The sequence below is a fragment of the Streptomyces lichenis genome (assembly GCF_023218175.1).
Classification (GTDB): domain Bacteria; phylum Actinomycetota; class Actinomycetes; order Streptomycetales; family Streptomycetaceae; genus Streptomyces; species Streptomyces lichenis.
In genome coordinates, this window is the sequence record NZ_JALPTH010000019.1 from 122,087 (window position 1) to 147,313 (window position 25,227).

General features: G+C 73.9%; 20 protein-coding genes. 10 read left to right on the forward strand and 10 right to left on the reverse strand.

All coding sequences use genetic code 11. From position 1 onward, the window contains the following. Positions 1-16: 16 nt before the first annotated feature. A complete protein-coding gene (gene mmuM / locus M1O15_RS19975; RefSeq protein WP_248635350.1) occupies positions 17-982 on the reverse strand; it encodes a homocysteine S-methyltransferase in 966 nt (321 codons plus the stop codon). A gap of 199 nt (positions 983-1,181) precedes the next feature. On the opposite strand from mmuM, the gene M1O15_RS19980 reads away from it, so the two are divergent. Continuing rightward, complete coding sequence (locus M1O15_RS19980) at positions 1,182-1,409, forward strand: DUF5133 domain-containing protein (RefSeq protein ID WP_248635351.1); 228 nt, start codon at positions 1,182-1,184, stop codon at positions 1,407-1,409. A gap of 74 nt (positions 1,410-1,483) precedes the next feature. Here M1O15_RS19980 and M1O15_RS19985 read toward each other — a convergent pair whose 3' ends face one another. The 3 genes from M1O15_RS19985 to M1O15_RS19995 all read right to left on the reverse strand — a co-directional run bounded on the left by M1O15_RS19985 (position 1,484) and on the right by M1O15_RS19995 (position 10,320). Then, a complete protein-coding gene (locus tag M1O15_RS19985) occupies positions 1,484-4,282 on the reverse strand; it encodes a helix-turn-helix transcriptional regulator (RefSeq protein ID WP_248635353.1) in 2,799 nt (932 codons plus the stop codon). A gap of 272 nt (positions 4,283-4,554) precedes the next feature. Then, complete coding sequence (locus tag M1O15_RS19990; RefSeq protein WP_505017677.1) at positions 4,555-6,372, reverse strand: S8 family peptidase; 1,818 nt, start codon at positions 6,370-6,372, stop codon at positions 4,555-4,557. A 450-nt stretch (positions 6,373-6,822) separates the two neighbouring features. Further along, positions 6,823-10,320, reverse strand: coding sequence for a M20/M25/M40 family metallo-hydrolase (locus M1O15_RS19995; protein ID WP_248635355.1), 3,498 nt, complete (start codon positions 10,318-10,320; stop codon positions 6,823-6,825). 147 nt (positions 10,321-10,467) lie between these two features. On the opposite strand from M1O15_RS19995, the gene M1O15_RS20000 reads away from it, so the two are divergent. After that, positions 10,468-11,427 carry a LysR family transcriptional regulator gene (locus M1O15_RS20000; RefSeq protein ID WP_248635357.1) on the forward strand — a complete coding sequence of 320 codons (960 nt, stop codon included), beginning with the start codon at positions 10,468-10,470 and terminating at the stop codon, positions 11,425-11,427. 33 nt (positions 11,428-11,460) lie between these two features. On the opposite strand, the gene M1O15_RS20005 is transcribed toward M1O15_RS20000, so the two are convergent. Together M1O15_RS20005 and M1O15_RS20010 are read right to left on the reverse strand one after the other, a co-directional pair. Beyond that, positions 11,461-11,889, reverse strand: a complete 429-nt coding sequence (locus M1O15_RS20005) for a hypothetical protein (protein WP_248635358.1) — start codon at positions 11,887-11,889, stop codon at positions 11,461-11,463. Next, a complete protein-coding gene (locus tag M1O15_RS20010) occupies positions 11,883-12,323 on the reverse strand; it encodes an ATP-binding protein (RefSeq protein WP_248635360.1) in 441 nt (146 codons plus the stop codon). The genes M1O15_RS20005 and M1O15_RS20010 overlap by 7 nt, the downstream gene beginning before the upstream one ends. 251 nt (positions 12,324-12,574) lie before the next feature. Between M1O15_RS20010 and M1O15_RS20015 the strand changes: the two genes are divergently transcribed. Further along, a complete protein-coding gene (locus M1O15_RS20015; protein WP_248635362.1) occupies positions 12,575-13,438 on the forward strand; it encodes a Sco1979 family transcriptional regulator in 864 nt (287 codons plus the stop codon). 8 nt (positions 13,439-13,446) lie between these two features. After that, positions 13,447-13,683, forward strand: a complete 237-nt coding sequence (locus tag M1O15_RS20020) for a DUF397 domain-containing protein (RefSeq protein WP_248635364.1) — start codon at positions 13,447-13,449, stop codon at positions 13,681-13,683. An 88-nt stretch (positions 13,684-13,771) separates the two neighbouring features. On the opposite strand, the gene M1O15_RS20025 is transcribed toward M1O15_RS20020, so the two are convergent. Together M1O15_RS20025 and M1O15_RS20030 are read right to left on the reverse strand one after the other, a co-directional pair. Beyond that, on the reverse strand, positions 13,772-15,703 hold the full coding sequence (locus M1O15_RS20025; protein WP_248635366.1) for a M64 family metallopeptidase: 1,932 nt from the start codon (positions 15,701-15,703) through the stop codon (positions 13,772-13,774). Positions 15,704-15,794: 91 nt separating this feature from the next. After that, positions 15,795-17,144 carry a 6-phospho-beta-glucosidase gene (locus M1O15_RS20030; RefSeq protein WP_248635368.1) on the reverse strand — a complete coding sequence of 450 codons (1,350 nt, stop codon included), beginning with the start codon at positions 17,142-17,144 and terminating at the stop codon, positions 15,795-15,797. 168 nt (positions 17,145-17,312) lie between these two features. On the opposite strand from M1O15_RS20030, the gene M1O15_RS20035 reads away from it, so the two are divergent. Further along, positions 17,313-18,056 carry a WD40 repeat domain-containing protein gene (locus tag M1O15_RS20035; protein ID WP_248635370.1) on the forward strand — a complete coding sequence of 248 codons (744 nt, stop codon included), beginning with the start codon at positions 17,313-17,315 and terminating at the stop codon, positions 18,054-18,056. A gap of 64 nt (positions 18,057-18,120) precedes the next feature. Next, entirely contained in the window at positions 18,121-18,588 is a 468-nt protein-coding gene (locus M1O15_RS20040) for a YchJ family protein (RefSeq protein WP_248635371.1), read from the forward strand. A 7-nt stretch (positions 18,589-18,595) separates the two neighbouring features. On the opposite strand, the gene M1O15_RS20045 is transcribed toward M1O15_RS20040, so the two are convergent. Both M1O15_RS20045 and M1O15_RS20050 read right to left on the reverse strand, forming a co-directional pair. Continuing rightward, entirely contained in the window at positions 18,596-18,856 is a 261-nt protein-coding gene (locus tag M1O15_RS20045) for a hypothetical protein (RefSeq protein WP_248635373.1), read from the reverse strand. A 186-nt stretch (positions 18,857-19,042) separates the two neighbouring features. Further along, the gene (locus M1O15_RS20050) at positions 19,043-20,260 is read right to left on the reverse strand and encodes a PucR family transcriptional regulator (RefSeq protein ID WP_248635375.1); all 1,218 of its coding nucleotides are present in this window, start codon (positions 20,258-20,260) and stop codon (positions 19,043-19,045) included. A gap of 550 nt (positions 20,261-20,810) precedes the next feature. Here M1O15_RS20050 and M1O15_RS31485 point away from each other — a divergent pair. The 4 genes from M1O15_RS31485 to M1O15_RS20070 all read left to right on the forward strand — a co-directional run bounded on the left by M1O15_RS31485 (position 20,811) and on the right by M1O15_RS20070 (position 25,226). Further along, a complete protein-coding gene (locus tag M1O15_RS31485; RefSeq protein WP_282576975.1) occupies positions 20,811-21,464 on the forward strand; it encodes a hypothetical protein in 654 nt (217 codons plus the stop codon). A gap of 128 nt (positions 21,465-21,592) precedes the next feature. Continuing rightward, complete coding sequence (locus M1O15_RS20060) at positions 21,593-23,176, forward strand: DUF6801 domain-containing protein (RefSeq protein ID WP_248635377.1); 1,584 nt, start codon at positions 21,593-21,595, stop codon at positions 23,174-23,176. 233 nt (positions 23,177-23,409) lie between these two features. After that, positions 23,410-24,384: an ABC transporter ATP-binding protein gene (locus M1O15_RS20065; protein ID WP_248635379.1), complete on the forward strand. Its 975-nt coding sequence runs from the start codon at positions 23,410-23,412 to the stop codon at positions 24,382-24,384. Further along, positions 24,381-25,226, forward strand: a complete 846-nt coding sequence (locus M1O15_RS20070) for an MlaE family ABC transporter permease (RefSeq protein WP_248635380.1) — start codon at positions 24,381-24,383, stop codon at positions 25,224-25,226. Before M1O15_RS20065 ends, M1O15_RS20070 begins: the two co-directional genes overlap by 4 nt. Position 25,227 lies beyond the last annotated feature (1 nt).

Here is a 25,227-nt window from a genome sequence, read left to right on the forward strand (position 1 = left end):
CGTCGCGCCCCGTCCCTCAGTGCGCCGGGCGCGTGCGGCCGGCGCGTACGCCGGAGGGGCGCGCCTCCCGTGCCAGCGCGGCGATCCGCTCCGGGCCCACCCGGCAGCAGCCGCCCACCAGCCGGGCCCCGGCCCGCCGCCACTGGGCGAGCCGGTCGGCCGAGAAGGTCACCGGACCGCGCCAGGCGCCCGCCCCGGCGTCCCAGCGCTCACCGCTGTTGGGGTACGCCACCACCGGCTTGCCGGTCACCCGCGCGGCCACCGACACGGCCCGGGCCACCTCCTCCGGGCGGCAGCAGTTGACGCCCACGGCGACGATCTCCTCCGCGTCCGCCGCGACCGCGAACGCCTCCTCCAGCGGCTGGCCCGCCCGGGTCCGGCCGCCCTCCACGCTGTACGACAGCCAGGCCGGCACGCCCAGTCCGCGTACCGCCCGGACCAGGGCGCGGCCCTCGTCGGCGTCCGGCACCGTCTCCAGGGCCAGCGCGTCGGGCCGGGCGGCCGCCAGCACCTCCAGCCGCGGCCGGTGGAACCGCTCCAACTCCCGTACCGCCAGCCCGTACTGCCCCCGGTACTCCGAGCCGTCGGCGAGCATCGCCCCGTACGGGCCGGCCGAGGCGGCCACCCACAGCGCCCGGCCGGGTGTGCGCGCCTCCGCCCGCCGGGCCGCCTCCCGGGCCAGCTCCACGCTCCGTGCCAGCAGCGCGGCCGCCCGGTCGGGGCCGATGCCGAGGCGGGCGAACCCCTCGAAGCTCGCCTGGTAGCTCGCGGTGATCACGGTGCCGGCGCCCGCCTCGAAGTACGCCTGGTGCGCCGCGACCACCGCCTCGGGGTCGTCGCCGAGCAGCCGGGCCGACCACAGCGCGCCGCCCAGGTCGTGTCCGGTGGTCTCCAGCTGGTGGGCGAGGCCGCCGTCCAGGACGAGCGGAGGGCCGGAGGAGGTGAGCACCTCGGTGAACGACGGCCCGGGAGCGCTGATCATGCCAGGCAAGCTAGTCGAAGCCGGGCCTCGGCGCAGGAGTCGGAACCGTATCGAGACCGATCGGTTCCGATCCGGACCGGTCGCCGCGGATCACCGGCTGATTGGGCCGGCGATCATCGGGTAGCGGGACAGCGGCGCCGGACGAGCGGCGTCCGACGAGCGGCCCCGGTGGCCGCCCGCCCCCGGAAGGAGACCCGCCGTGCTGATGGCGCACCCCGCCGTACTGGACAACCTGGTCGAGGAGTACGCCACGCTGGTGGCCCTGCACGCCGAGGAGGGCGGGCCGGAGGTCCGGGCGCGGATGGACGAGCTGGCCCGCACCCTGTGCACCGCCACCGGCACCGCCGACATCGACACCGCCCTGGTGGCGGCCCGCCACCGGCTCCCGGGCGCCCGCCCCGAGGACGACTCGCTGTTGGCGGCCTGAAGCATCGTCTTCACGGCCGCACCCGTTGATCATCCGGCCAGGCTGCCGGCACCGGCCGGGGCCGCCGCCCGCCCTCACCGCACCCGGCCCGCCGGGCCGTTGAGGGCGGAGGCCAGCTGGGCGCGGGAGCGGACGTCCAGCTTCTGGTAGATCCGGGTCAGCCGGGCCTCGACGGTCTTCACGCTGACATACAGCCGGGCCGCCGCCTCCTGGTTGCTGGCGCCCGCGCCCACCAGCCGGGCCAGCCGCAGTTCCGCGTCGGTGAGGGCGGCCAGCGCACCGCCGGAGGCGGGCTCCAGGGCGGGGCCGTCGGCCGGGGCCGGGCGGTCCGCGGTGAGCCCCAGCCAGGGCGCGGCTCCGGCCCGTTCGAAGACCGCGGCCGCCGCCTGGAGGGCGGAGGCCGCGGCGGACCTGCGGCGCCGGCGGCGTTCCACCCGGGCCAGCGCCACCAGGCAGCGCCCCTGCTCCAGGGCCAGCCCGTGCCCGGCGAACCGCTCGGCGGTCTCCACCAGCAGCTCCACCGCCTCGTCCGGCCGCCCGCCCGCCGCCAGGCAGAGCGCGTACACCCGGTCGCAGCCCAGCAGCACCGTGGCCCGGCCCAGCCGCTCGGCCACCGGGCCCACATCGGCCAGCAGCGCCCGGGCCTCGTCCGGCGCGTCCGCCGCGAGCAGCGCCTCGGCCAGCTCCTCCGGCCAGCGCAGCATCGCCGGGTCCACGGTGGACCGCACCCAGGCGTCGTCCCGCACCCGGCGCAGGGTCTCCAGCGCGGCGGCCACCTCGCCGGTGAGCAGCTGCACCCGGCCCAGGGCGTACAGGGCGCGGGACAGGAAGACCTGGTCGCCCTCCTCCTCGGAGGCCCGCACACTGCGCCGGGCGTAGCCGGCCGCCCGGGCGAAGGAGCCGCCCGCGGTCTCGGCCACCGCCAGCGCGTACCAGGCCGGGCCGGGGGAGAGGCCGGCCTCCAGGGTCAGCGCCAGGCACCGCCCGGCGTGCGCCAGCGCGGCGGCGCACTGGCCGAGCCGGGCCTCCACCTCGACCAGGGTGCGCAGCAGGTCGATGGCGTCCTCGGTCGACCCGCGCCGCTCGACCAGCGGGAGCAGCGCGTACGACTGGTCGCGGGCCTCACCGAGCCGGTCGTCGAAGAGGGCGTGCCGGATGGTGAGCAGCTGGGCGGCGTTGCGCACCCCGAGCGGCCGGTCGGCCATCTCCAGCGCCCGGGCCTGGGCGAGGGTGTCCTCGGCGCCGGGTGAGCCCAGGATCCGGTCCATCCGGGCCTGGTGGGTGAGTGCCTGGGCGGCGGTGTGCCGGTCGCCGACCGAGGCGGCCAGCACGGCCGACTCCACCGCGGCGGAGCGGGAGCGCACCGGGTCGGCGTCGGCCAGCACGTACTTGACCGCCAGCCGCAGCAGCACCGCCGCCCGCAGCCCCGGCTCGTCCTCCGAGTCCTCCATGGCGTGGACGTACATCTCGTCCAGGTCGGTCAGCCCCTGGCCCGCGGTGTCCAGCACGGCGAGCCGGGCGCGGACCCGGTCGGCGGGGGCCGCGTCCCGGGCGAGCAGGTCGGCGGCGGCGCGCAGCGCCAGGTCGGCGCGGGCCGCGCGGGCCGCCTCCTCGGCCGCCTCGACCAGCCGGCCGATGCGCCGCCCCGGCCGTGCGGCCGGGGTGGACTCGGCGGCCAGCAGGGCGAGTTCCGCGGCGAGCGCGCCCTGCCCGCGGCCCCGGGCCCGGTCGGCGGCACCGGCCACCTCGGCGGCCAGCTCCTCGTCGGGGGCGTCGGCGGCCAGCGCCCGGTGGCGGACCTCCTCCACCGGGTCGTCCGCGATCCGGGCCAGCGCGGCGTGCCCGGCGCTCCGCTCGGTCCAGCAGGTGTCCCGTACCAGGGTGGAGGGGAGCAGCCCGGCGGTGAAGGCGACCGTGCCGTCCTCGGCGAGCGCCACCAGTCCGGCCCGTTCGGCCGCCGCCAGTTCGGCCTCGGCGGCGGGGCGGCCGGCCCGGCGCAGCAGCGCGGCGGTGGGGCGCAGCGCGAGGGCGGCCAGCAGCAGGGTGGCCCGGACCTCCGGGGAGGCGGGGGCGAGCATCCGGCGGGCGGCGTCCCGGGCCCGTCCGGAGAGCGGCAACGCCTCGGCGTGGTGGACCGGTCCGGGGGCGTCCGCCAGCGAGCGGCCGACGGCCAGGGCGAGCCGCGGGTTGCCGCCGCTGGTGCGGTGGATACGGCCGGCCAGCCGGGCCGGCAGCCCGTGCCGTACCAGCAGCTCGGCCAGTTCGTCGGCGTGCAGCGGCCCCACCAGCAGGACATCGGCCTCGGCGGCCACCCAGAGCGGCAGCGGGGCGGTGGTGTCCTCCCGCTGGGGCGCCGGGGTCTCCACGGCGAGGACCCGCAGGGTGTCCGGGGCCAGGTGCAGGGCGAACCGCAGCAGGTCGGCGCTTTCGGCGTCCACCCGCTGGGTGTCGTCCACCACCAGCAGTACTGGGGTCCGCTCGGCGAGCGCCCGCAGCACCCCGGCGAGGGCGAGGCGCAGCGCCATCGGGTCGAGGGGTGCGCCCTCGGGGGCGGTGGCCTCCCGGCAGAGCACCGCCACCGCCTGGCGCTGCGGGCCCGGAAGCCCGTCGAGGGCGTGGCCGGGCACGGAGGCGATCAGGGCGGCGGCGGCCGCGCCGGTGAGATGGCGGTCGGCGGGCTGGGGCGCCAGCCAGACCACGGCCTCGCCGCGGGCCTCGGCCCGTGCGGCGGCGGCGTGCGCGACCTCGGTCTTGCCGATCCCCGGAGGCCCGGTGAGCAGGGCCCGGCCGCGGCCGAGCAGCACCCGGTCCAGCCGTCCCAGCAGCTCGGCCCGGCCGACCGGGCCCAGGCCGCCGGGCGGCGGCGGGTCCATCGGCGCGGGAGGGTACGGAGACGATCTCACCTGCTTGCCACCACCCTCCGGCGCGGCGCGGACCCCCTGTCCACGGCCGTCGCGGCCGGATCAGCGCGGGGATGTGCTGGGGAGCGGCCGTTCGAGCCCAGAGAATACGAACGCCCCGGTCCCCGTCCAGGGGTCGTGTCCGGCATATGGACAGCCGGCCCCGGGCACGGCGACGGGGCGCGCCCCCGGGGTTACCCCGGGAACACGCCCCTGACCTGCGGTGACGCCGTCTCGCTGGGAGGTCAGAAGGTCAGACCCCAGGAGTTGATGTAGCCGGTGTCACCCGATGCCGTATCGCGCACCTGGAGCTTCCAGGTGCCGTTGGCGCTCTCGCCGGCGGCGTTGACCGTGTACGAGCCGGTGACGTTGGCGGCTGAGTCGCTGCCGCTGGAGTTCTTCAGCCGGTAGGCGGTGCCGTCCGGGGCGACCAGGTCGACCACCAGGTCGCCGCGGTAGCTGTGCCGGATGTCCACGTCCACCTTGAGCGCGGCCGGGGCGGCGCCGGCGATCCCGCTGACGGTGATCGGCGAGGAGGCCGTGGCGTTGTCCGCGATGGTGACGTCCGCGGTGTTGGTGAAGCTCTTCCCGGCCGGCGGGGTGGTGCCGCCGGTGACCGCGGCGACCGTCTTGGCGGCGTCGGCGATACCGGTGCCGCAGCCGCCGGAGCAGGTGCCGGGCAGCGGACGGGCGTTGGTCTTGATGGCCGACTCGATCTGGGCCGGGGTCAGGCTCGACTTGGCCGACTTCAGCAGCGCGGCGAGCCCGGCGATGTGCGGGGCGGCCATCGAGGTGCCCTGGTAGGCGGCGTACGACTCCGAGGACTGGGTCTTCTGGCCGGAGTTCAGCGTGGACCAGATGCCGTTCTGCGGGGTCTGCGTGGTGCCGTTGCGGGTCTCGCCGCCGGGCGCCGAGACGTCCACCGCGGAGCCGTAGTTGGAGTAGTAGGCGCGGCCGCCGGAACGGTTGGTGGAGGCCACCGTGATGACGTTGGCGCAGTTCGCCGGGGTGGAGTTGGCGGCGGTGGTGTTGCTGTTGCCGGCCGCGACGACCACCGTGGTGCCGCGCGAGACGGCGCCGTCGATGGCGTTCTTGTAGACGCTCGGGCAGGTGGCGCTGCCGCCGCCCAGGCTCATGTTGATGACCTTGGCCGGGTTGGGGTTGGCCGGCACGCCCGGGACGCTGCCGCCCGAGGCCCAGGTGATGGCGTCGGCGATGTCCGAGGAGGAGCCGCCGCACTTGCCGAGCACCCGCACGTGCTGGACCTTCGCCCCGTGGGCGATGCCCGCGACACCCTTGCCGTTGTTGGTGGTCGCGGCGATGGTGCCCGCGACATGGGTGCCGTGCCAGGAGGACGGGCCCGCCTTGGAGTCGGGGTCGCACTCGGCGTCGAAGTCGTTCCAGTCGCCCTCGTCGCGCGGGTCCGCGTCGCGGCCGTTGCCGTCGCGGGCGTCCGCCGAGGAGGAGATGAAGTCGTAGCCGGTGACCGTGTTGGCGCTCAGGTCGCTGTGCGCGGCGATCCCGGTGTCGATCACCGCGACGGTGACCCCGTTGCCGGTGGTGGTGTCCCAGGCGGCGGGCACGTTCATGCCGCCGGTCGCCTCGAACAGGTCCCACTGCTTGGCGTAGTCGGTGTCGTTGGGGGTGACGGCCAGCGGGTAGGCCCGGATGTCGGGCTCCACGGTGGCGACCGAGGAGTCCGCCTTGAAGGCGGCCATGACCTCGGCGAGGTCCTTCTTGTCCTCCGCGCCGGTGCCCAGGTCGACCAGGGCGGCGCCGCCGGCGAGCCGGCGCTCGAAGGACAGCTTCTCGCCGGTCTCCTTGGCCTTGGCCGCGGTGTCGCTGCGGGCCGCCTCGTTGGAGGTGGCCTCGGCGGTACGGGCCTTGTAGGTGACGATGACCTTCTCCACGGGCGCGCCGGCCGGCGTGTCCATGGACTGCGAGACGGGGGAGGGGGTGGGGGTGGCCTCCACGGCGAGCGCCACCGAGGAGGTGGCCGCCGTGCCGGCGATCGTGGCGCAGACCGCCGCGATCGCTATGAGTCTCCGTCGTGAACCGTTCAAAGGTGTTGCCCTTTCCAGGAGCCGCCCCGGCGACTCCCGGGGCGGCTGACGGTGCTGGGTCGCGCCGTTGCGAGTGGCGGCGGGGCACGGGACCGCGGAGACACCGTGGGGGTGGCGCTCCGTGGCCCCTGGGCCGGGTGTGCCCTGTGCGCCGCCGCCGGCGCGGCGGCCCCTTGGGGAAGGGGCCGTACGGCAGTCGGATTACATGCACCTGACATTCGGGTGCACCGGAACCGCCGGTGCGCCAGACAGTAGGGACAGCCGGGCACCCCCCGATACGGGGAAAACCCTTGTCACCCCCGCCCCCACCCCCGCCACCTGCGAACCCACCCCTCGCCCCCCGAACCCGGCGGGAGGAGAACCGGCGCACGGCGGGGCCGGGACCGGTGGGGGAGCACCGGTTCCGGCCCCGGGCGCACTCAGTGCGCCGTGGCTATACGGTCAGCGGGGTCAGCGGGCCTCCAGGGTGACGTCGTCCACCACGAAGGAGGTCTGGAGCGACTGGTCCTCCACGCCGGTGAACTTCACGGTGACGCTCTGCCCGGCGAACTGCCCCAGGTCGTGCGTCTTCTGGACGTACCCGGCGGCGCTGTCCGTGTTGGACAGGCTGGCCAGGGTCTTGCCGCCGGCCGTCACCGTGAAGGTGTCGTAGGCGGTGTTCTCGGTCTCGTCGGTGTCGATGTGCACCCAGTAGCTCAGCTTGGCCGAGGTGCAGCCCGCCGGGATGGTCACCGTCTGGGCGGCGCTGTCGGTACGCGGCGAGCCCCAGCCGTTCAGCCAGGCCATGTACGAACCGCTGCGCGGCGACTGGCCGGCCTGGTTGGTGATGACCTCGGTCTGGGTCCAGGGTGAGGTGCCGTTCTCGAAGCCGCCGTTGACGATCAGCTGCGCCGGGGTGCAGTCGCCGCCCCCGCCGCCGACGGTCAGCGTGTAGGCGGTGGAGTGGCTGGTGGTGCCGGCCGCCGTCACGGTGAGGGTGTACGTACCCGGCGCGGCCGAGGCGCCGACCTGCACCGAGAGGGTGGCCGAGCCGCCGGTGGTCACCGAGGTGGGGCTGACCGTGGCGGTGACCCCGGCGGGCGCCCCGGAGACCGAGAGGTTCACGGTCTGCGCGGCGCCGCTGAGCGTCGCGGTGTTCACCGACGCCGTGGTGGAGCCGCCCGGGTTCGCGCTGCCGGCCGCCGGGTTGAGGGAGACCGAGAAGTCCTGGGCCGGGGTGTCGCTGCCGACCGCCTGCTTCCAGATCGCGTAGGCCACCCCGTCGGCGCTGCGGTCCAGCACGGTGGCGTTGATGTTGCTGGAGGTGTCACAGGAGCTGTGGTAGCAGGAGTCGTACGCGGCGTTCGCCGTGCCGCCCCACTTGGACGCCTGCGCCGAGGTCTTGCGGGCGCTTGCCCCGGCCGCGTAGCCGGAGGTGGCGATGCCCGCCTGCTGGAAGGAGTAGTCGTCGCTGCGGCCCTGGCCCTCGGTGTTCTCCTCGGGCGCCAGGTTCAGCGAGGTCCAGTACGCCTTCAGCGGGGCGGCGGCGGTGGAGTTGACGTTGTTGATGAAGTAGCCGCCGTTGGTCGAGCCGACCATGTCGAAGTTGTAGTACGCCTTGATGGCCGAGCGCTGGGCGCTGCCGAGCTGGCCGACGTAGAACTTCGAGCCGTTGAGGCCCTGCTCCTCGTCGGTCCACCAGGCGAACCGCACATGCTTGGTCATGCTCGGGTTCTTCTGCGCCAGCACCAGCGCGGTCTCCAGCAGGGTGGCCGAGCCGGAGCCGTTGTCGTTGATGCCGGGGCCCGCCGCGACGCCGTCCAGATGGGCGCCGAACATGATCGTCTGGTCACTCGGGCCGCCCGGCCAGTCGGCGATCAGGTTGTTGGACGGGTAGCGGCAGCTGGTGCAGTTCTGCTCGCTGACCTGGAAGCCGGCCGCCTGGAGCTTGCCCTTCACATACGCCAGCGACTGGGTGTAGCCGGCGCTGCCGGCCCGGCGGTTGCCGCCGTTGTTGGTGGCGATGGTCTGGAACTGCGACAGATGCGCCCGGACGTTGGCCACGTCGATGTTGGGCGGGTCGGTGCCCGGCTGGGTGCCGCCGACGTTCAGCGTGTAGTCCACGGTGTGCGCCAGGGTGCTGCCCTGGCCCTTGACCACCACGGTGGCGGAGCCGGGCGCGGCGTTGGCCGAGGCGGTCAGCGTCAGCGTGGAGGACTGGCCGGACTGCACGGTGGCCGGGTTGAAGGCGGCGGTGACCCCGGACGGCAGACCGGAGGCGGTCAGGGTGATCTGCTGGGCCTGCCCGGTGGTGGTGGAGGTGGCCACCGTGGTGGAGACCGAGCCGCCCTGCTGGACGGTCCCGGAGGAGGGGTTCAGCGCCAGCGAGAAGTCGTTCTGGCCGGACGGCGTGCAGGTCGGGTCACCGGACTGCGCGGGCACGCTGATCGCGTCCCAGGCCGCCTTGGTCCTGGTGAACAGCCCGCAGCTGGCGTCCAGGTTCTTGGCCGAGGTCAGGGTCGCCGTGCGGTACTTCTTGTACGACATGCTGCTGGTCTTCAGCAGCATCCCCCCGTAGAAGACCTTGCCGGCGTTCTGGATGCCCACGCCGGTCAGCGTGGTGTTGTTGCAGGTGGAGCTGTTGGGCTTGCCGCCGCCGGGGCTGGTCCCCTCGGCGAGCAGATAGAACCAGTGGTTGAGCGGACCGGCCGCCGCGTGGGTCTCGGTGCCGGGTATCGAGGAGCTGTAGCAGGCCGGGTCGTTGTTGACCGCCGGCGGGTTGTACATGTTGCGGATAGGCCCCCGGCCCTGGAGGTCGATCACCTCGCCGACCGTGTAGTCGGGGGTGTCGTAGGGCGAGGGCTGGTTGATGTAGGCCTCGGTGAGCGCGCCGAAGATGTCGCCGGTGCCCTCCCCGAGCCCGGACTCCTGGCCGCTGGTGCCGCCGGGGGTGTTGGTGTCGATGGCGTGCCCGTACTCGTGGGCCACCACGTCCACACCGGCGATCCACTGGTTGCGGCTGTTGCGGCCGATGGTGACCTGGCTGCCGTCCCAGTAGGCGTTCAGCTCGTTCAGCCCGACCTTGGCGGGGAAGGAGCGGCCGCTGCCGTTCACCCCGTTGCGGCCCAGCCAGTTCTTCAGCATGTCCCACTGCTTCTGGGCCGCGAACATCAGGTCCGTGCAGCCGGTCTCCTTGGAGGTGGCCTGCCCGGTGCCCCAGGAGTCGGTGGACTTGGTGAAGACCTGGTTGGTGCTGTAGTCCGCGCAGCTCAGCCCCGTCCGGTTGGGGTCCCGCAGCGAGTACGAGGAGCCGGAGGCGGTGGTGTCGATGGTCAGCGGGTTGGGCCCGTTCCACTGGCTGTTGCCGCTGCCGGCCACCACCTCGTCATGGGTGTCCAGCACCTTGCCGGTGCGGGCGTCCACGAAGACATGCAGCCGGCTGGGGGCCTTGGCGGTACGGCCGGTGAGCACCGTCTCCCAGGCGAGCGCCTGCCGCCCGTCGGTGATCTTGACGACCAGCCGGTGGCTCTCGACCTTGTCGACCCTGGCCAGCCTGGACCGGGACACCGTCTCGGCCCGGGCGGCGGTGACGGACGGCTCGGTGGCCACATCCACCGCCTTGGCGGAGGCCGACTGGACGGCCCGGACCTCGCCCTCGCCGTCGGCCAGCACCACGGTGTCGCCGCCCACCACGGGCAGCCCGCGGTAGCTGCGCTCATAGGCGACCGAGTAGAGGTCTTTCAGCCAGGGGGTCACCTGGCGCCGCTCGTACTGCTCCTGGGGCGCGTTGACCGCCGCGTCGAGGCCGCTGTTGACGGCCCGGTCTGCGGCGGCGACCGCCCGGGCGGCCGGATCGGCGGCCACCGCGGACGTCGGGGAGGCCGCGGCGGCCGGCTGGACGAGCACGCCGGCGAGCCCGGCGGTCAGCGCCAACGCGGCCGCGGCGGCGGTGAGTCTGGAGGGATGCACGTGTTCACTCCATGGGTGGGGGAGTGCGGACAGGCGGTTGCCCGCGGCGCCGAGTATGGGCGTGAACATGCCGCCTCGGCCCCATCCCGGAAGGGCATACGTGCAGGGTTATGGTGCGCGCCCCACCCCGGTGCGTACGCTGCCGCAATGCAGCTGGAATTGAGACATCTGCAGGCGGTCCGCCGGATCGCGGAGTCGGGCAGCCTGACCACCGCCGCGCGGCGCCTCGGCGTCTCCCAGCCCGCCCTCTCCGCCCAGCTCCGCCGGATCGAACGAGCCGTCGGCGGTGAGCTGTTCACCCGCGGACCGCACGGCGTGGAACCCACCGAGCTGGGCCGCTTCGTGCTCGCCAAGGCCCGCCGGGTGCTCAGCGAGATGGACTCCCTCGGCGCCGAGGTGCGCGGCCGCGCACCCGGCGGACCGCTCCGGCTCGGCTGCATCCTGCTGGTGCTGGTCGACGGGCTGCTGGACCGCACCGACACCGTGATGGCCGGCCAGGAACTCACCGTGGACGTGGGCGTCTCGGTGACCGCGCTGGTCCGCGCGCTGGCCGCCGGGCAGTACGACGCCATCCTCTACGGGGAGGTCAACGAGCACCGGGTGGCGCTGCCGGACTGCGCCGAGACCCGCACCGTCGTCCCTCGGGAGCCCTTCTGCGTACGGCTCGCCGCCGGCCATCCGCTGGCCGCCCACGACACCGTGGAGCTGGCCGACCTCGCCGGGGAGCAGTGGCTGGCCCTCGCCGAGGACGACGACGGCGGCCCCGAGGCACTGGTGGAGGCCTGCGCCCGGGCCGGGTTCACCCCCCGGCTGCGCTACCGCACCACCGACCGCCAGCTCGGCCATGAACTGGTCGCCGCCGGGCGGGCGGTCGCCCTCACCCAGCCCACCGCCCGCGCCACCGCCGGCACCGTGCTGCGCCCGCTGGCCGGCACCCCGCTCACCGGCCGGGTCCGCCTCGCCTGGAACCGCTCGACCGTCACCGCGGCCCAGGCCGGGCTGCTGCACCGGGCCGCCGCGCTGGCGTATCTGGCCGTGGTGGACACCAACGCCTTCCACCGCGCCTGGTTCGACGAGCACCCCGGGCTCCACCCAGTGCTGGACTGACCCGCGGCGCCCCGCCCCGGGCCCGGCGGCGGCTCAGCGCCCGGCGCCCACGTTCCACGCCGACCAGGCCGGCGCCACCCCGGTGAGCTGGCAGACCACCAGATAGAGCGGGATCGGCGGGGTGTACGGGGAGGTGGCCTCCGGGTGGTGGATCAGCCGGGGCCCCCGGTCCGGCACCCGGGCCCCGGGCGCGTAGCAGGACGGCAGCGGCCAGCGCAGCTCGGCGTCCGAGCCGGCCGGCACCAGGAACCACCACCACTCCGGGTCGGCGAAGACCAGCCCGCGCCCGGACAGCCGGGACAGCACCCGGAACCCGTGCCGGGCCGGTACCCCCACCGCGTCGCAGCCCAGCGGGGTGGGCAGGGGTGAGCACAGCCGCACCTCGCCGTCCGGTTCCGGGCGGCGAGGCGGCGGTGTACGGCGGGAGCCTGCCGCCAGCAGGGAGGCCATCGACCTCAGCATGGTTCGGCGAGGTCGTCGTGGGCGAGCTCCGCCCAGACCACCCGGCCCACTCCGTGGCGGGCGTCGTACGCGCCCCAGGCGGTACTGACCGCGTCCACCAGCATCAGCCCTCTGCCGCACTCCTCGGGGGCGGCCCGGCGCAGCCTGGGCCCGGCGGCCGGGCACCCCTCGTCCTGCACCGCTATCCGCAGCTGCTCGCCGCAGTCCCGCAGCTCGCAGACCACCCGGTGGCTCGCGGTGTGCACCACGGCGTTGGTGACCAGCTCGGAGACGACCAGCATCACGCCGTCCGAGACGTCCCCGGACACGCCCCACAGCACCAGCCGCTCCTCCACCAGATGGCGGGCGCGGCAGACGGACTCGGCGCCGGCGGGCAGCTCGAAGGAGAAGCGGCGGACATCAGGGGAGGTCGCGACCGGGGACCGCTGGGCCATGAGCTGGGGGGTGAGCGCATTACCAGGTACCACGGTCGACTGTCCTTACGTGGGAAAGCGGCGCCCTGCGCCGTGTCTCCCCCACGGCGGGCGTGGCAGCCGCGTGAACTGGTTCACCAGGCTGGTTCAACGGAATACTTTGCTCCTGCCGCGGACACTTGGCAAGTGCCACTCTGAAAAGTGCAGAGTGCCGTGTTCTCGATCGTCTTCCCATGGCACACTCATCGAAACAGCGCGTGGGGAGGTCATCAGTGAGCGAGCCGCGGTCCGCCCCCACCGTGGGGCAGGTCGTACTCGGCAAGCGTCTGCAAGAGCTGCGGGAGGCCGCCGGTCTCAGGCGGGAGGAAGCCGCCAAGGTCCTGAGGGTGGCCCCGGCCACCATCCGCCGCATGGAGACCGCGGAGGTCGCGCTGAAGATCCCGTACGTCCAGCTGCTGCTGGCCGCCTACGGGGTGCCCGCCGAGGAGGCGGAGGGCTTCATCCAGCTCGCCGAGGAGGCCAACCGGCCCGGCTGGTGGCAGCGCTTCCACGACGTGCTGCCGAACTGGTTCTCCATGTACGTCAGCCTGGAGGGCGCCGCGTCCGTCATCCGGGCGTACGAGCCCCAGTTCGTCCCCGGACTGCTCCAGACCGAGGAGTACGCCCGGGCCATCCTGCGCGGCGGCGCGGTCGGCCAGATCCGGCACGACGACATCGAGCGCCATGTGGCCCTGCGGATGGAGCGGCAGTCCCTCCTCACCAGGCCCGAGGCCCCCAGATTCTGGGTGATCATGGATGAGACGGTGCTGCGCCGCCCGGTCGCCGGCGACCCCGCGATCATGCGCGGCCAGATCGACCGCCTCCTCCAGGCCGCCGAGCTGACCAATGTGACCCTCCAGCTGGCCGAGTTCGCCACCGGGCACCATCCCGGCACCTACGGGCCGTTCGTTCTCTTCCGCTTCGCCGTGCCGGAGCTGCCGGACATGGTCTACAGCGAGTACCTGACCGGGGCGGTCTACCTCGACGCGCCGCCCGAGGTCGCCACCCATCTGGAGGTCATGGACCGGATGGCCGCCCAGGCGGCCACCGCCCACCGGACGAAGGAGATCCTGCGGGACCTCCGCAAGGAGCTGTGAAGCAACCCATGGAGCGCATATACAACGGCATGCCCGCCGCCGACCTCGGCGCCGAGGGGTGGCACAAGCCGTGGAGCGGCGGCAACGGCGGCAACTGCGTCGAGGCGATGAAGCTGGCCGACGGCCGGGTGGCGGTCCGCCAGTCCGCCGACCCCGACGGGCCCGCGCTGATCTACAGCCACGGCGAGATCGCCGCCTTCATCCAGGGTGCCAAGTCCGGCCAGGCCGACTTCCTGCTGAACTGATCACCGTACGTATCGACGCGTGCGCGGATTCGGGAGCGCTCCCACGCCTCAGGAACGCCCCCGTCCGCCGTCCGCCGCCTCCGGGACGCTACCCTCCGTGTCCGCCCGGCCGGACCAGGGTCACCAGGAAGCTCCGCGCCCCGCCGGTGTTCCCGGCCGCGTCGATGGTCCGGTACTCCACCCGGTGGGTGCCGTACTCCGGGGTCGCGTCGTCCCAGGGCACCACCCGCGGGGCGCCCAGCTTCCCGTACACCAGCCCGTCGATCTCGGTGCCGCCGGGGGTGAAGCGGAACGGCGCCTCGGCGTCGGTCGGCCAGCCGTAGTACGTGTACCAGCCGTCGCCGTCCACCCGGAACTGCCGCACCACATACCCCTCCCGGTCGTCCCGGGCGGTCAGCGCCATGGTGAACGGCCCGTCGTAGACGTACTCCATCGGCCGCCCCGGCCGCCGCACCGTACGCAGCGGCTCCGACAGCTCATAGGCCGCCGTGGCCGGCCGGGCGTCCACGCTCCAGCGCAGCTCACGGCCGATGCCCGCGATCCTGGCCGTCAGGGTGTGCGTCCCCTCCCGCAGCCGCAGCCTGGACAGATCCAGGTCCCGGTCGTTCGCCCCGGTGGCCACCGGCCGCCCGTCCAGCCGCCAGCGCACCTTCGGCACGCCCCGGACCGGATGGGTGGTCTCGGCGTACACCGTGGACCAGGCGCCGACCGGCCGGTCCGTGGCGGTGTGCGCGGCGAAGGCCGCCGGCCTTTCGGAACGAGGAGTGCGTACGGAGGGGTCCACCGTCCACTCCACCGTGCGGGTCAGCGCCGCCGAACCGCGGATCGCCGGGTCGCGGACGAACGGCGTCGGGTCGCTGACCCGCGCGGTCAGCCGGTGCTCGCCGCCCCGCAGCCCCAGCCGGCGGAGATCGACGGCCCGGGCGCCGTCGTACCGCCGCAGCGGCCTGCCGTCCAGGGACCAGCGCACCTCCAGCGCCCCGCCCTCCGGGTGCAGGGTGTCCACCGAGACGGTCCGGTCCGCGCCGATCGGCGTGGTGTTCGGGGTGTGGCCCTGGAGCAGGTCCACCTTGGCGGAGATCGCCTGGACCATCACCTCCCGGCCCACCTGGTCGAAGGGGTAGCCCAGGGTCTTCATGATCGAGTGCCGGCTCGGCCGCCACACCCCCTTGGTGGAGTACAGCCCGCCCTCATGGCGCCCGATCACCCCGCCGGACTCGCTCTCCTCGCCCAGCCAGCGCCACCACTTGGCCCGCTGCTCCCGCATCTGCGCCTCGGTGAGCACCGTGTGGTGCGCCGAGTCCGGCTCCCCATCGGTGTGCGTCCCACCGGGCACCCCGCGCCCGTAGTAGTCGTACTCGTCATCGAGCCCGCCCAGCGAGTGGCCGATCTCATGCGGGGTGATCAGCGCGGAGAGCGCGTTGCCGCCCGAGGCGGTGGCCCAACTGCCGCCCGCACCACCGTAGGTGTCGCTGTTGGCGAGGGCCACGATCTGCCGGTTGGCGGCCGTGGCGCCCGGCACCAGATCGGCGTACGCGGCGGCCGCGCGGCTGTCCACGGTCAGCAGCCGCTGCACACTGGAGGCGTTGCAGCCGCCCCAGAAGGCCATCCCCAGCGGGGTGTTCCGGCGCGGCGCGTCCAGCGACGGGTCACAGTCCACCCCCGACTCGGGTGAAGCCACCTCCACCGCCCAGACGTTGACGTACGAGCGGTAGGAGGCGAAGGGCTCCACGCTCCACAGCACATTGAGGTGCTTCTCCACATCGGCCCGGAACTCGGGGAGCTGGTCGGCGGTGTAGCCGTCCCCGAGGACCACCAGGTTGAACCGCTTGGCGGCCGGCCCGGTGGTCTGCACCGGGACCACGGTGGCCCCCGGATCCACGGCCGGGGCGGCGACGGGTGAGCGGGGGCCGGCACCGGCGGCCGGTCCGGCCCCGGTGAGCCCCATGGTCAGCAGGGCGGCCGCGACGGCCAGCGCGGCGGCCCGGCGAGTACGTCGAGAGGTTCTGCGGTGTGTCATGGGCGGCGAGCGTACGGCCCTGGGCGCCCCCCTGAACAGACCGGCACCGGTCAGCCGGCCGAGGTCCGCGGCCCGTCAACCCGCCCCGCCCTCAATGGAGATACCCCAGCCCCGGATGCTCCGCCAGATAGCCGTCCAGCAGCCGCCGGGCCACCGCCACCGAGTCCACCAGCGGATGCAGGGCGAACGCCCGTACCGCCGCCTCCCGCGACCCGCTCTCGCTCGCGGCCAGCACCTCCCGCTCCACCGCCTTGACCGCCGCCACCAGTCCCACCGCATGGCCGGGCAGGGGGGAGACCGCCAGCGGATGGGCCCCGTCCGCGTCCACCAGGCAGGGCACCTCCACCACCGCGTCCGCGTCCAGTACGCCGAGCGCGCCCCGGTTGCGCACATTGAGGATCAGGGTGGCCCGCTCGTCCCGGGCGATGGCCCGCATCAGCGCCAGCGCCACCTTCTCGTAGCCACCGGACTCCAGATCCTCCCCGCCCCGGTCACCGGCGCCCGCCGCCTCCCGGTTGGCCGCCATATAGGTGGCCTCCCGGTCGGCGAGAGTGCGCCGCCAGGCCCCCAGCGCCGACCCCTCGCCGTGCGCGCTCACCTCCTCGTAGAACCCGGCCTGCTGGTCCCGCAGATACGCCCCCCGGGTCCGCTCCGCGCCTCGGTAGGCGGCCACCGCCTCCCGGTTGAAGTAGTAGTAGTGCAGGTACTCGTTGGGCACCGCGCCCAGTCCGCGCAGCCACTCGGCGCCGAACAGCCGCCCCTCCTCGACGGTGTTCAGCGCCGCCTCGTCCGCCAGCAGCCCGGGCAGCAGATCACGCCCGGCCACCCGCACCCCGCGCAGCCAGCCCAGATGGTTCAGGCCCGCGTAGTCGTAGAACGCCCGGTCCGGGTCGGCGCCCAGCGCCCGCGCCACCCGCCGCCCCAGCCCCACCGGCGAGTCGCAGATCCCGATCACCCGCCCGCCCAGCACCCGGGACATCGCCTCGGTCACCAGACCGGCCGGGTTGGTGAAGTTGATGACCCAGGCGTCCGGGGCGAGCGCCGCCACCCGCCGGGCGATCGCCGTCGCCACCGGCACCGTGCGCAGCCCGTAGGCGATCCCGCCCGCGCCGACCGTCTCCTGCCCGAGCACCCCCTCGGCCAGCGCCACCCGCTCGTCCGCCGCCCGCCCGGCCAGCCCGCCCACCCGGATCGCCGAGAACACGAAGTCCGCCCCGGCGAGCGCCGCGTCCAGGTCCGTGGTGGCCTCCACCACCGGGGCGTCCCCCGCCCCGGCCGCCGCGGCCTGCTCGGCCAGCACCCGGCCGATCGCCGCCAGCCGCCCGGCGTCCACATCGTGCAGCGCGACCCTGGTCACCCGGCCCTCGCCCCGGTCGGCCAGCAGCGCCCCGTACACCAGCGGCACCCGGAACCCGCCACCGCCCAGAATCGTCAGCTTCATGCCCGCCAACCTACAAGCGGCCTCCGCCGCCCCCCACCACCGGCAATCCGGTGAAACGCCCCCCCGCCACCCGTCCGGTCGATACGATCCCCGAGGCACCCGGCGGCCCCGGGCACCGGCACCCTCACCCTGGTCGACGCCGAGGGCAGGCTCGCCCGGTTCGACCTGGTGACGGGGAAGCAGACCGGCCCCGCGCACCTGCTCCACGCACCGGGCACGTCGGACACGACGCTCGGCGAGGTGAAGTCGGCCGCCTTCTCGCCGGACGGCCGGCTGCTCGCCGCCGCCGGGCGCCTCGCCGCCACCGATATGAAGCGGAGCGAGGCGAACGGTACGCGGGTGGGGGACAAGCCCGGGCGGCTCGGGCTGTGGCAGGTCGCGGACGGCAAGCGCCTGGCGGACCCCCTGCTCTTCCCGGACGACGGCAAGGACCGTGAGACGGACATCGAGGGCCGCGCCGTCACCGGGCCGGCCTACGGTCCGGACGGCCGGAGCGTGGTGGTCAGCGGACCCGCGGGCAGCCTGCTCTGGGAGGTGGCGGATCCGACCCAGCCCCGGGAGGCGGCCCCACCGACGAGCGGGGCGTCCGCGGCGGCGCTCTCACCGGACGGGACCGTACCGGCCGGGGTCGACGACCGTGGTTTCTCCCTGTACGCGACGGAGACGGGCGAGCGACTGCCGTCCTCGTTCCCCTACGAGATCGAGGACCTCCGGCGGGAGACCCATATCGGCGGTGACGGCCGCCGGTTGATCGCCGGGTCGTCCGAGGCCGTGCCGCGCCGCTGGGATGTGTCCCTGTGGCGCGCCCCGCTGATGGACCGGCTGTGCGAGCGCATCGGCCGACCGGTGACCAAGGCGGAGTGGGAGGCGGTGGCGCCGCCCGGCATCCCGTACCGCGAACTGTGCGACTGACGGGCGGGGCCCCGGGCCGGTGCCCCACCTCCGGCCATGGACTTCCAGCGGGCAGAATGGCCGGATGGCCCGTCGTACCGCCCGCCGCCGTCCCGCCCCGTCCACCGCCGCCACTCCGGCCGCGCCGCCCGGGGCGGAGGCGCCCTGCCCGTGCGGGTTGCCCGCCGCGTACGGCGACTGCTGCCGGCCCTTCCACAGCGGTGAGGCGGCGGCGCCGACCGCCGAGCGGCTGATGCGCTCCCGCTACAGCGCCTTCGCCGTGGGCGACGCCGGTCATCTGCTGCGCACCTGGGCGCCGGCCACCCGGCCGGCCACCCTGGAGCTGGATCCGGCCATGCGCTGGACCGGGCTGGAGATCACCGGCACCACCGACGGCACCCTGTTCCACTCCACCGGCACGGTGACCTTCACCGCCCGCTACACCCACCACGGGCAGCCGGGTGCGCTGAGCGAGCACAGCCGCTTCGAGAAGGCCGACGGCCGCTGGGTGTACCTGGACGGGACCTTCCCCGACGAAGCGTCAGCAGGCTGAGGGGGCGTCAGCGGCCTGGGCCGCCGGGGCGCAGCAGCAGCCGGGGGTTGTAGGCGCCCAGCACCTTGTTGGCGCGGGCCAGCGCGGCCAGCGCGTGTTCGCGGTCGGCCTGGTCCTCGGTGCACAGCGGCGCCTGGAAGCGGCGCACCTCGCGGGCGGCGCACTCGGCGTCGAACTCGGCCTGCAGGATGCCGAGCGGCATGCACGAGCCGATGAGGGCCGCGACCCGGTCGGGGATCGGAACGGGAACGAGGGGCGACGCGATCACGTGGTGTCCTTCTGCTGTACCTGCTGTGCGCTGCTTGTGGCAGCGGCCAGTTTGCCGTGCTCCCTCCATGGGTACACCATCTCGTTCACGCTTTTTCCGAAGTTTTGTCTCCGTACGGCAACCGTTCACCGGAGCCCGGAGCCTCCCCGGCGAGGTGCGCGTCTTTCGCCGCTTCCCGACGGGGTGTCAGCGGCGGCCGCGTCGCCGCTGGTCACCGCGGAGATGCAGGGCCCGCAGCACCGCCTCGGTGGCGAACCGGGTGCCCGGTTCGGTCAACCGGCCGCCGTAGTGGGCCTCCAGGTTCCGCATCCGGTAGCGCACCGTCTGCGGATGGACGTCCAGCAGCTCGCCCATCCGCGCGGCGGTGCCCCGGGTCTCCAGCCAGATCCGCAGGGTCTCCACCAGCCGGTCGCGCCGGGTCGGGGTCAGCCCGGCCAGCGGGGCCAACTCCCGCTCGGCGAGCCGGTCCAGCAGTGCCGGATCGGCCAGCAGCCAGAGCGTCAGCAGATGGTCGGCGCAGAACACCAGCGGGGCGTCCTCGATCACCCCGGCCTCCATCAGCTCCAGCACCCGCCGGGCCCAGCGGATCGAGTCGGAGGCACCGGCGGGCGCCACGGTCAGCCCCACCGTCATCGGCACCCCCGGGAACGCCTTCGCCAGCAGATCGAGCCGGGTCTCGTCCGCCGGGCCGGGAATCAGCAGGTGGGGCTGGGGATCGGAGAGGTCGGCCAGGACATCGTTGTCGATCGCGACCGCCGGTGAGCCCGCGGGGGAGCGGAGCGCCACCAGCGTCACCTGCTCCGGAAGCAGCCATCCGGTCTGCTCGCACAGCTCCGCGATGGCCGACCTCGGCACCGGTGAGCCCGACATCAGCAGATGCAGCAGCCGTCTGCGTAACGCCTCCGACCGCCCGTCGGTGCCCGCCCGCACCTCCAGATAGCCCTCCCGGGAGACCGCCTCCAACTCGTCGACATAGGCGAACAGGGTGTCGGCGAAACTCAGCATCAGGGTGGGGGAGAGGTTGTAGCGGCGGCCCACTTTCTTGGCCCGCCGCAGCGCCACCCGCGCGCCCAGCCGGTAGGCGCCGCGCAGCCGCTCCAACCCCCGCCCCTCGTACGCCTCGAAGCGGCCGAACCGCCGGCAGGCCTCGTCCCGCAGCGGCGTCGGGGCGCCGGGCGAGGCGATCCGCTCGGCGAACGCGGAGATGTGCTGCTCCACCCCGTACCGGATCGCCGCACTGTGCGGACCGTGCAGCAGCCGCGCGTACTCCGGGTAGGCCCGGGTGACCTCCAGGCCGATCTCCTGGATGAGACTGGGCAGTTCGGGCCGCACGATGGCGGCGAACTCCTGAGGGAGCGGCCCCAGCGGCTCGCCCGCGTCCGACGGCTGAGTGGTTCTGGGCATGCGGGTGGTCCCCTTGTCTCTCCGGACGTGAGGTCTCTTGCGAACACGAGGTCTCTCCGGACGTGCGGCTGCCGAACATAGACCACCCCCGGGCCCCCGGCACACCCGTGTGCGAGGGCCCTCGGGCCCCGCCGCCGCAATCCGGCCGAACCCGCCCCGTCACCGCCCGGCCGGGGCCCGCGGCCGGGCGCCCCGGAGGCGGTTCTGCTCACTTCCGTACAAGAAATCCGTCGGGCTTGCTGCGCCGGCGACAAGAAAATACCCACCGGTAAGAGTGCCCGCAGAAACTTACGGTCGCGTATTGCGCCGCCGGTTACCCACTCGTAGCGTCAATCGCGCAAGGTGCTCGGCCTGGTGGCCTATTCGTCTTCTGGCCCCGCGTTCCGTGAAGTGAGCCGCTCGACGGTCTTCGTTTTCCCTTACCTCACACCGGAATCCCCCTCGGTTTCCGTCGGAATCACCCCGGCGGGATCGAATTCCGCTGGGACCGCTCCAGGAAAACGCCCGACCGCTAATCAGGTACGCCCGATCCGCCTAGGAGGAACAGCCCGTGCGACGTACGACCCGAATCGCCGCCCTTTCCGCCGCCGTCCTCACGGCGGCGGCCGGGATCACCGTCACCACCGCCTCCGCCGCGCCCCAGGCGCAGTGGACCGTCACCAACCCGGCCGCCAACGACACCTTCACCGCGGTCAACCAGACCGGGGTCAACGCCGTCCTGACCAACGTCACCACCGGAGCCACCCTCACCTGCGCCGTCTACGGCGCCAACGGCACCGCGGTCGACGGCACCTACGCCAGCGGCGCCGGTCTGGCCACCATCGCCAACGCCACCTTCGGCACCAGCGCCAACAAGTGCAACGGCCCGCTCGGATCCAAGTGGGTCTCCTCCGCCACCCAGCCCATGAAGCTCAACGGCGTCAGCTACTCCGGCGGCGTCACCAAGGGCACCCTGACCAACGTCAAGGTCAGCCTGACCGGCACCAGCCTGCTCGGCACCTGCAACGCGGTGATCGAGGGCTCCGCCAACACCGGTACGTACACCAACTCCACCGGTCTGCTGGCCATCGCGGCCGACGCCACCCCGGCGCTGACCGTGACCAGCGCCTCCGGCTCCTGCGCCGGGCTGATCGCCACCGGCAACAAGGCCAAGTTCAGCGCCACCTACAAGGTGACGCCGATCATCACGGTCACCAGCCCCTGACCCCGCCCCCACCGGGACGGACAGCGGAAGAGCGTCGTGCGGCCGGTGCGCGTGCCGGCCGCACGACCCGCGTTCGGGCAAGGCAAGGCCCGAGGGCGAGGACGCCGGAGTGACGAGGAGGGGGCGCGGTGAACGGCAGCAAGGGGAGGTCCGGGGGTACGGGCCGGGGCGGGCGGCGCGCGCTGGCGCGTACCGCCTCGGTGGGGGCCGCCGTGCTGGTCGCCGGGCTGGTGCCCGGCACCGTGGCGGCGCTCGACGAGGGCGCCCAGGCCGCCGAGGTGTCCTTCGCCTACCGGTGCGTCCTGCCCGGCGGGGAGCATCCGGCGGTGGTACGGGTCTCCGCGGGGCTGCCGCGCCAGGTGGCGGCGGGCCGGCCGATCCGCCCGGTGGACGTGGAGGTGGCCGTCGAACTCCCGGCCGAGGCCGCCGCCGAGCTGACCGCGCGCGGTGCGGCGAGCGCGGGCGGCGCGGTACGGCTGACCGGGCGGGCCACCCAGGGCGAGCACTCCGCCGAACTGCCCTGGACCCAGCTCACCGCTCCGAACACGCCGATCCCGGCCGAGGGCCCGTACACCCTTCAGGGCGCCGGGGCGGTGCCCACGGTGACCGTGGGCTCCCCGGGCGAGCTCACCCTCGCCACCGGGCCCCTCACCCTGGACCTGCTGACCCGCGCCGCCGACGGCACCCCCACCGAGCCACCGCAACTGTCCGTGGAGTGCGCCCCGGAACCCGACCGGGACACCGTGATCGCCACGGTCAGGGTGCTGCCCGGACCGGGCGGCGCCGGCCGGCCCAGCACCCCGCCCGAGGTGGACCGGCCCGGCGAGCCCGGCACCACCCCGAACCCCTCCGGCGAGCCGTCGGACGGCGGGCCGGCCCCGGCGGACGGCGAGGCCGGCCCCGACGCACGGCCGCCGGCGAAGGAAACCGGCGAAGACCCCGTAATTCCCCCCGGAAAATCCCCCGGCGGAAAGGGCGGGAAGGCGGACGACTGCGTGGACCCGCCGCCCCAGGACCTCCCCGCCGTCCCCGCTCACGGATATGTCGCCGGATACGCCAACGTGCTGAAGCTGGGCGCCGCCATGTTCGTGAAGGACCCCGGTCTGATGCGGGTCCGCATGGCGAAGGCGCTGCGTATGCACCCCTGCGCCAAAGAGGGCGAACCCGTCTTCACCCTCTACAGCGACGCCACTCTCGACTACCGGGGCAAGTCGCAGTTCCCGCCTGCCCGGTCCACCTTCCTCACCTTCGGGTTCATGCCGACCACGGCGAGCGTGGAACTCGCTCTGGAGGGCCGTCTGGAGATCGCCACGGACAGCTACTTCGCCCCGGACTTCTCCCAGCCGCAGGTCACCAAGGCGACCGGAAAGATACGGGTACGGCTGTACGACGTCGAGGTCAACGGCACTCCGCTGGAGGTCGGGCCGGGCTGCCGCACCGTCCGGCCCATGGAGCTGACCCTGACCGGACGGGGCGGGCAGGACGTGAACGGCGTCCCCTACGGCTACACCGTGGAGTTGGGCGGCCCGCTGACCGGCACCGCGACCATCCCGCCGTTCACCGGCTGCGGCACCGGCGGGGAGGACCTGGACCGGGTGTTCACCGGCGCCCTCTCCGGCCCCGGCAACTACACCAAGATGACCCAGGGCGCGCTCTGCTCCGGAACGCAGGACTTCTGCCCGGACGCGCCGCGACCGAAGCCCGAGCGGTGAGCGCGCATGCCCACCCAGCGGCACCGGACGCGCACCCGGCGACACCCGATGCGCACCCGGCGACAAAGGCCGCCCGGCCCGTTTGTCACCCGATGACAAACCGGCGGGTCGTTTCGGGCCCCGGGAATCCGGTCCCGGCACGGATCTTGTCGCCGTCCGATCGCCGAACGTAACGTGCGCTCGCCAAGGCGCTTTTGTCACTTCCTCAGCAAACCGGCACCGGGAGTTTCGTGGTGGGAGCAGAAGTGGTCGTGGAGGGACTGACCAAGTCCTTCGGACGGCAGAACGTCTGGCAGGACGTCACCCTGACCCTGCCCGCCGGTGAGGTCAGCGTGATGCTCGGCCCTTCCGGCACCGGCAAGACCGTGTTCCTGAAATCCCTCATCGGGCTGCTCAAACCGGAACACGGCCGGGTCCTGGTGGCCGGCACCGACATGGTGAACAGCCCCGAGCGGGACATCTACGAGACCCGCAAACTCTTCGGGGTGATGTTCCAGGACGGGGCGCTTTTCGGCTCCCTGTCGCTCTTCGACAACATCGCCTTTCCGCTGCGCGAGCACACCCGCAAGAAGGAGAGCGAGATCCGCCGCATCGTGATGGAGCGGGTGGAGATGGTCGGCCTGGTGGGCGCCGAGCGGAAACTCCCCGGCGAGATATCCGGCGGTATGCGCAAACGGGCCGGGCTGGCCCGCGCCCTGGTCCTGGACCCGCAGATCATCCTCTGCGACGAGCCCGACTCCGGACTCGACCCGGTGCGCACCGCCTACCTCTCCCAGCTGCTCATCGACCTCAACGCGCAGATCGACGCCACCATGCTGATCGTCACCCACAACCTCGACATCGCCGCCACCGTGCCGGACAACATGGGCATGCTCTTCCGGCGCAACCTGGTCACCTTCGGCCCCCGCGAGGCGCTGCTGACCAGCGACGAACCGGTGGTGGCGCAGTTCCTCGCCGGGCGCCGCGAGGGCCCCATCGGGATGTCGGAGGAGAAGGACGCGGCCACCCTCGCCCGCGAGCGGCGCGCCGCACTCCCGTACCCCGAACGCGTCCTCGCCCCCCAGCTGGAGCCCTCGCCGGGGCTGCCGCCCCGGGCCGGTGCCCAGCGCCGCCGGGAGCGGGTGCTCGCCATGCTGCCCGAGCTGCCGGAACCGGCCAGGGCCGCGATCCTGCGCAGCTACGCCCCGGTCGGCGGGGCCGTCTCATGACGGTGGCCGACCACCGGCCCGTACCGCCGGACCCCGCCGCAGCGCCCCCGCCACCGCCGGTGGCCCCACCGCCGTCGCGCTGGCTGGCCCCGCTGCGGGAGACCGGGCGGCTCTTCGCGCTGGCCGGCACGGTGGTCCGGGACACCTTCCGGCGCCCCTTCCAACTGCGGGAGTTCATCGAGCAGTTCTGGTTCGTCGCCAGCGTCACCATTCTGCCCGCCGCCCTGGTCTCCATCCCGTTCGGCGCGGTCATCGCGCTCCAGGTCGGCTCGCTCACCGAGCAGCTCGGCGCCCAGTCCTTCACCGGCGGCGCCAGCGTGCTCGCCGTCATCCAGCAGGCCAGCCCGCTGATCGTGGCCCTGCTGATCTCCGGCGCGGGCGGCTCCGCGATCTGCGCCGACCTCGGCTCGCGCACCATCCGCGAGGAGCTGGACGCCATGGAGGTGATGGGCGTCTCGCCGATCCAGCGGCTGGTGGTGCCCCGGGTGCTGGCCACCATGCTGGTCGCCGTCCTCCTCAACGGCATGGTCTCGGTCGTCGGCACCCTCGGCGGCTACTTCTTCAACGTGATCATGCAGGACGGCACCCCCGGCGCCTACCTGGCCGGCTTCTCCGCCCTCGCCCAGCTCCCCGACCTGTGGATCAGCGAGATCAAGGCGCTGATCTTCGGCTTCCTCGCCGGAGTGGTCGCCGCCTACCGGGGGCTCAACCCGCGCGGCGGCCCCAAGGGCGTCGGCGACGCCGTCAACCAGTCCGTGGTCATCACCTTCCTCCTCCTCTTCTTCGTCAACATGGTCCTCACCGCGATCTACCTCCAGATCGTGCCCGCGAAGGGAGCCTGAC

Coding starts and splice junctions, on each gene's coding strand:
- mmuM (WP_248635350.1), bottom strand. CDS start 982: ATGATCAGCGCTCCCGGGCCGTCGTTCACCGAGGTGCTCACCTCCTCC.
- M1O15_RS19985 (WP_248635353.1), bottom strand. CDS start 4,282: ATGGACCCGCCGCCGCCCGGCGGCCTGGGCCCGGTCGGCCGGGCCGAG.
- M1O15_RS20000 (WP_248635357.1), top strand. CDS start 10,468: ATGCAGCTGGAATTGAGACATCTGCAGGCGGTCCGCCGGATCGCGGAG.
- M1O15_RS20005 (WP_248635358.1), bottom strand. CDS start 11,889: ATGCTGAGGTCGATGGCCTCCCTGCTGGCGGCAGGCTCCCGCCGTACA.
- M1O15_RS20010 (WP_248635360.1), bottom strand. CDS start 12,323: ATGGCCCAGCGGTCCCCGGTCGCGACCTCCCCTGATGTCCGCCGCTTC.
- M1O15_RS20020 (WP_248635364.1), top strand. CDS start 13,447: ATGGAGCGCATATACAACGGCATGCCCGCCGCCGACCTCGGCGCCGAG.
- M1O15_RS20025 (WP_248635366.1), bottom strand. CDS start 15,703: ATGACACACCGCAGAACCTCTCGACGTACTCGCCGGGCCGCCGCGCTG.
- M1O15_RS20030 (WP_248635368.1), bottom strand. CDS start 17,144: ATGAAGCTGACGATTCTGGGCGGTGGCGGGTTCCGGGTGCCGCTGGTG.
- M1O15_RS20040 (WP_248635371.1), top strand. CDS start 18,121: ATGGCCCGTCGTACCGCCCGCCGCCGTCCCGCCCCGTCCACCGCCGCC.
- M1O15_RS20050 (WP_248635375.1), bottom strand. CDS start 20,260: ATGCCCAGAACCACTCAGCCGTCGGACGCGGGCGAGCCGCTGGGGCCG.
- M1O15_RS20070 (WP_248635380.1), top strand. CDS start 24,381: ATGACGGTGGCCGACCACCGGCCCGTACCGCCGGACCCCGCCGCAGCG.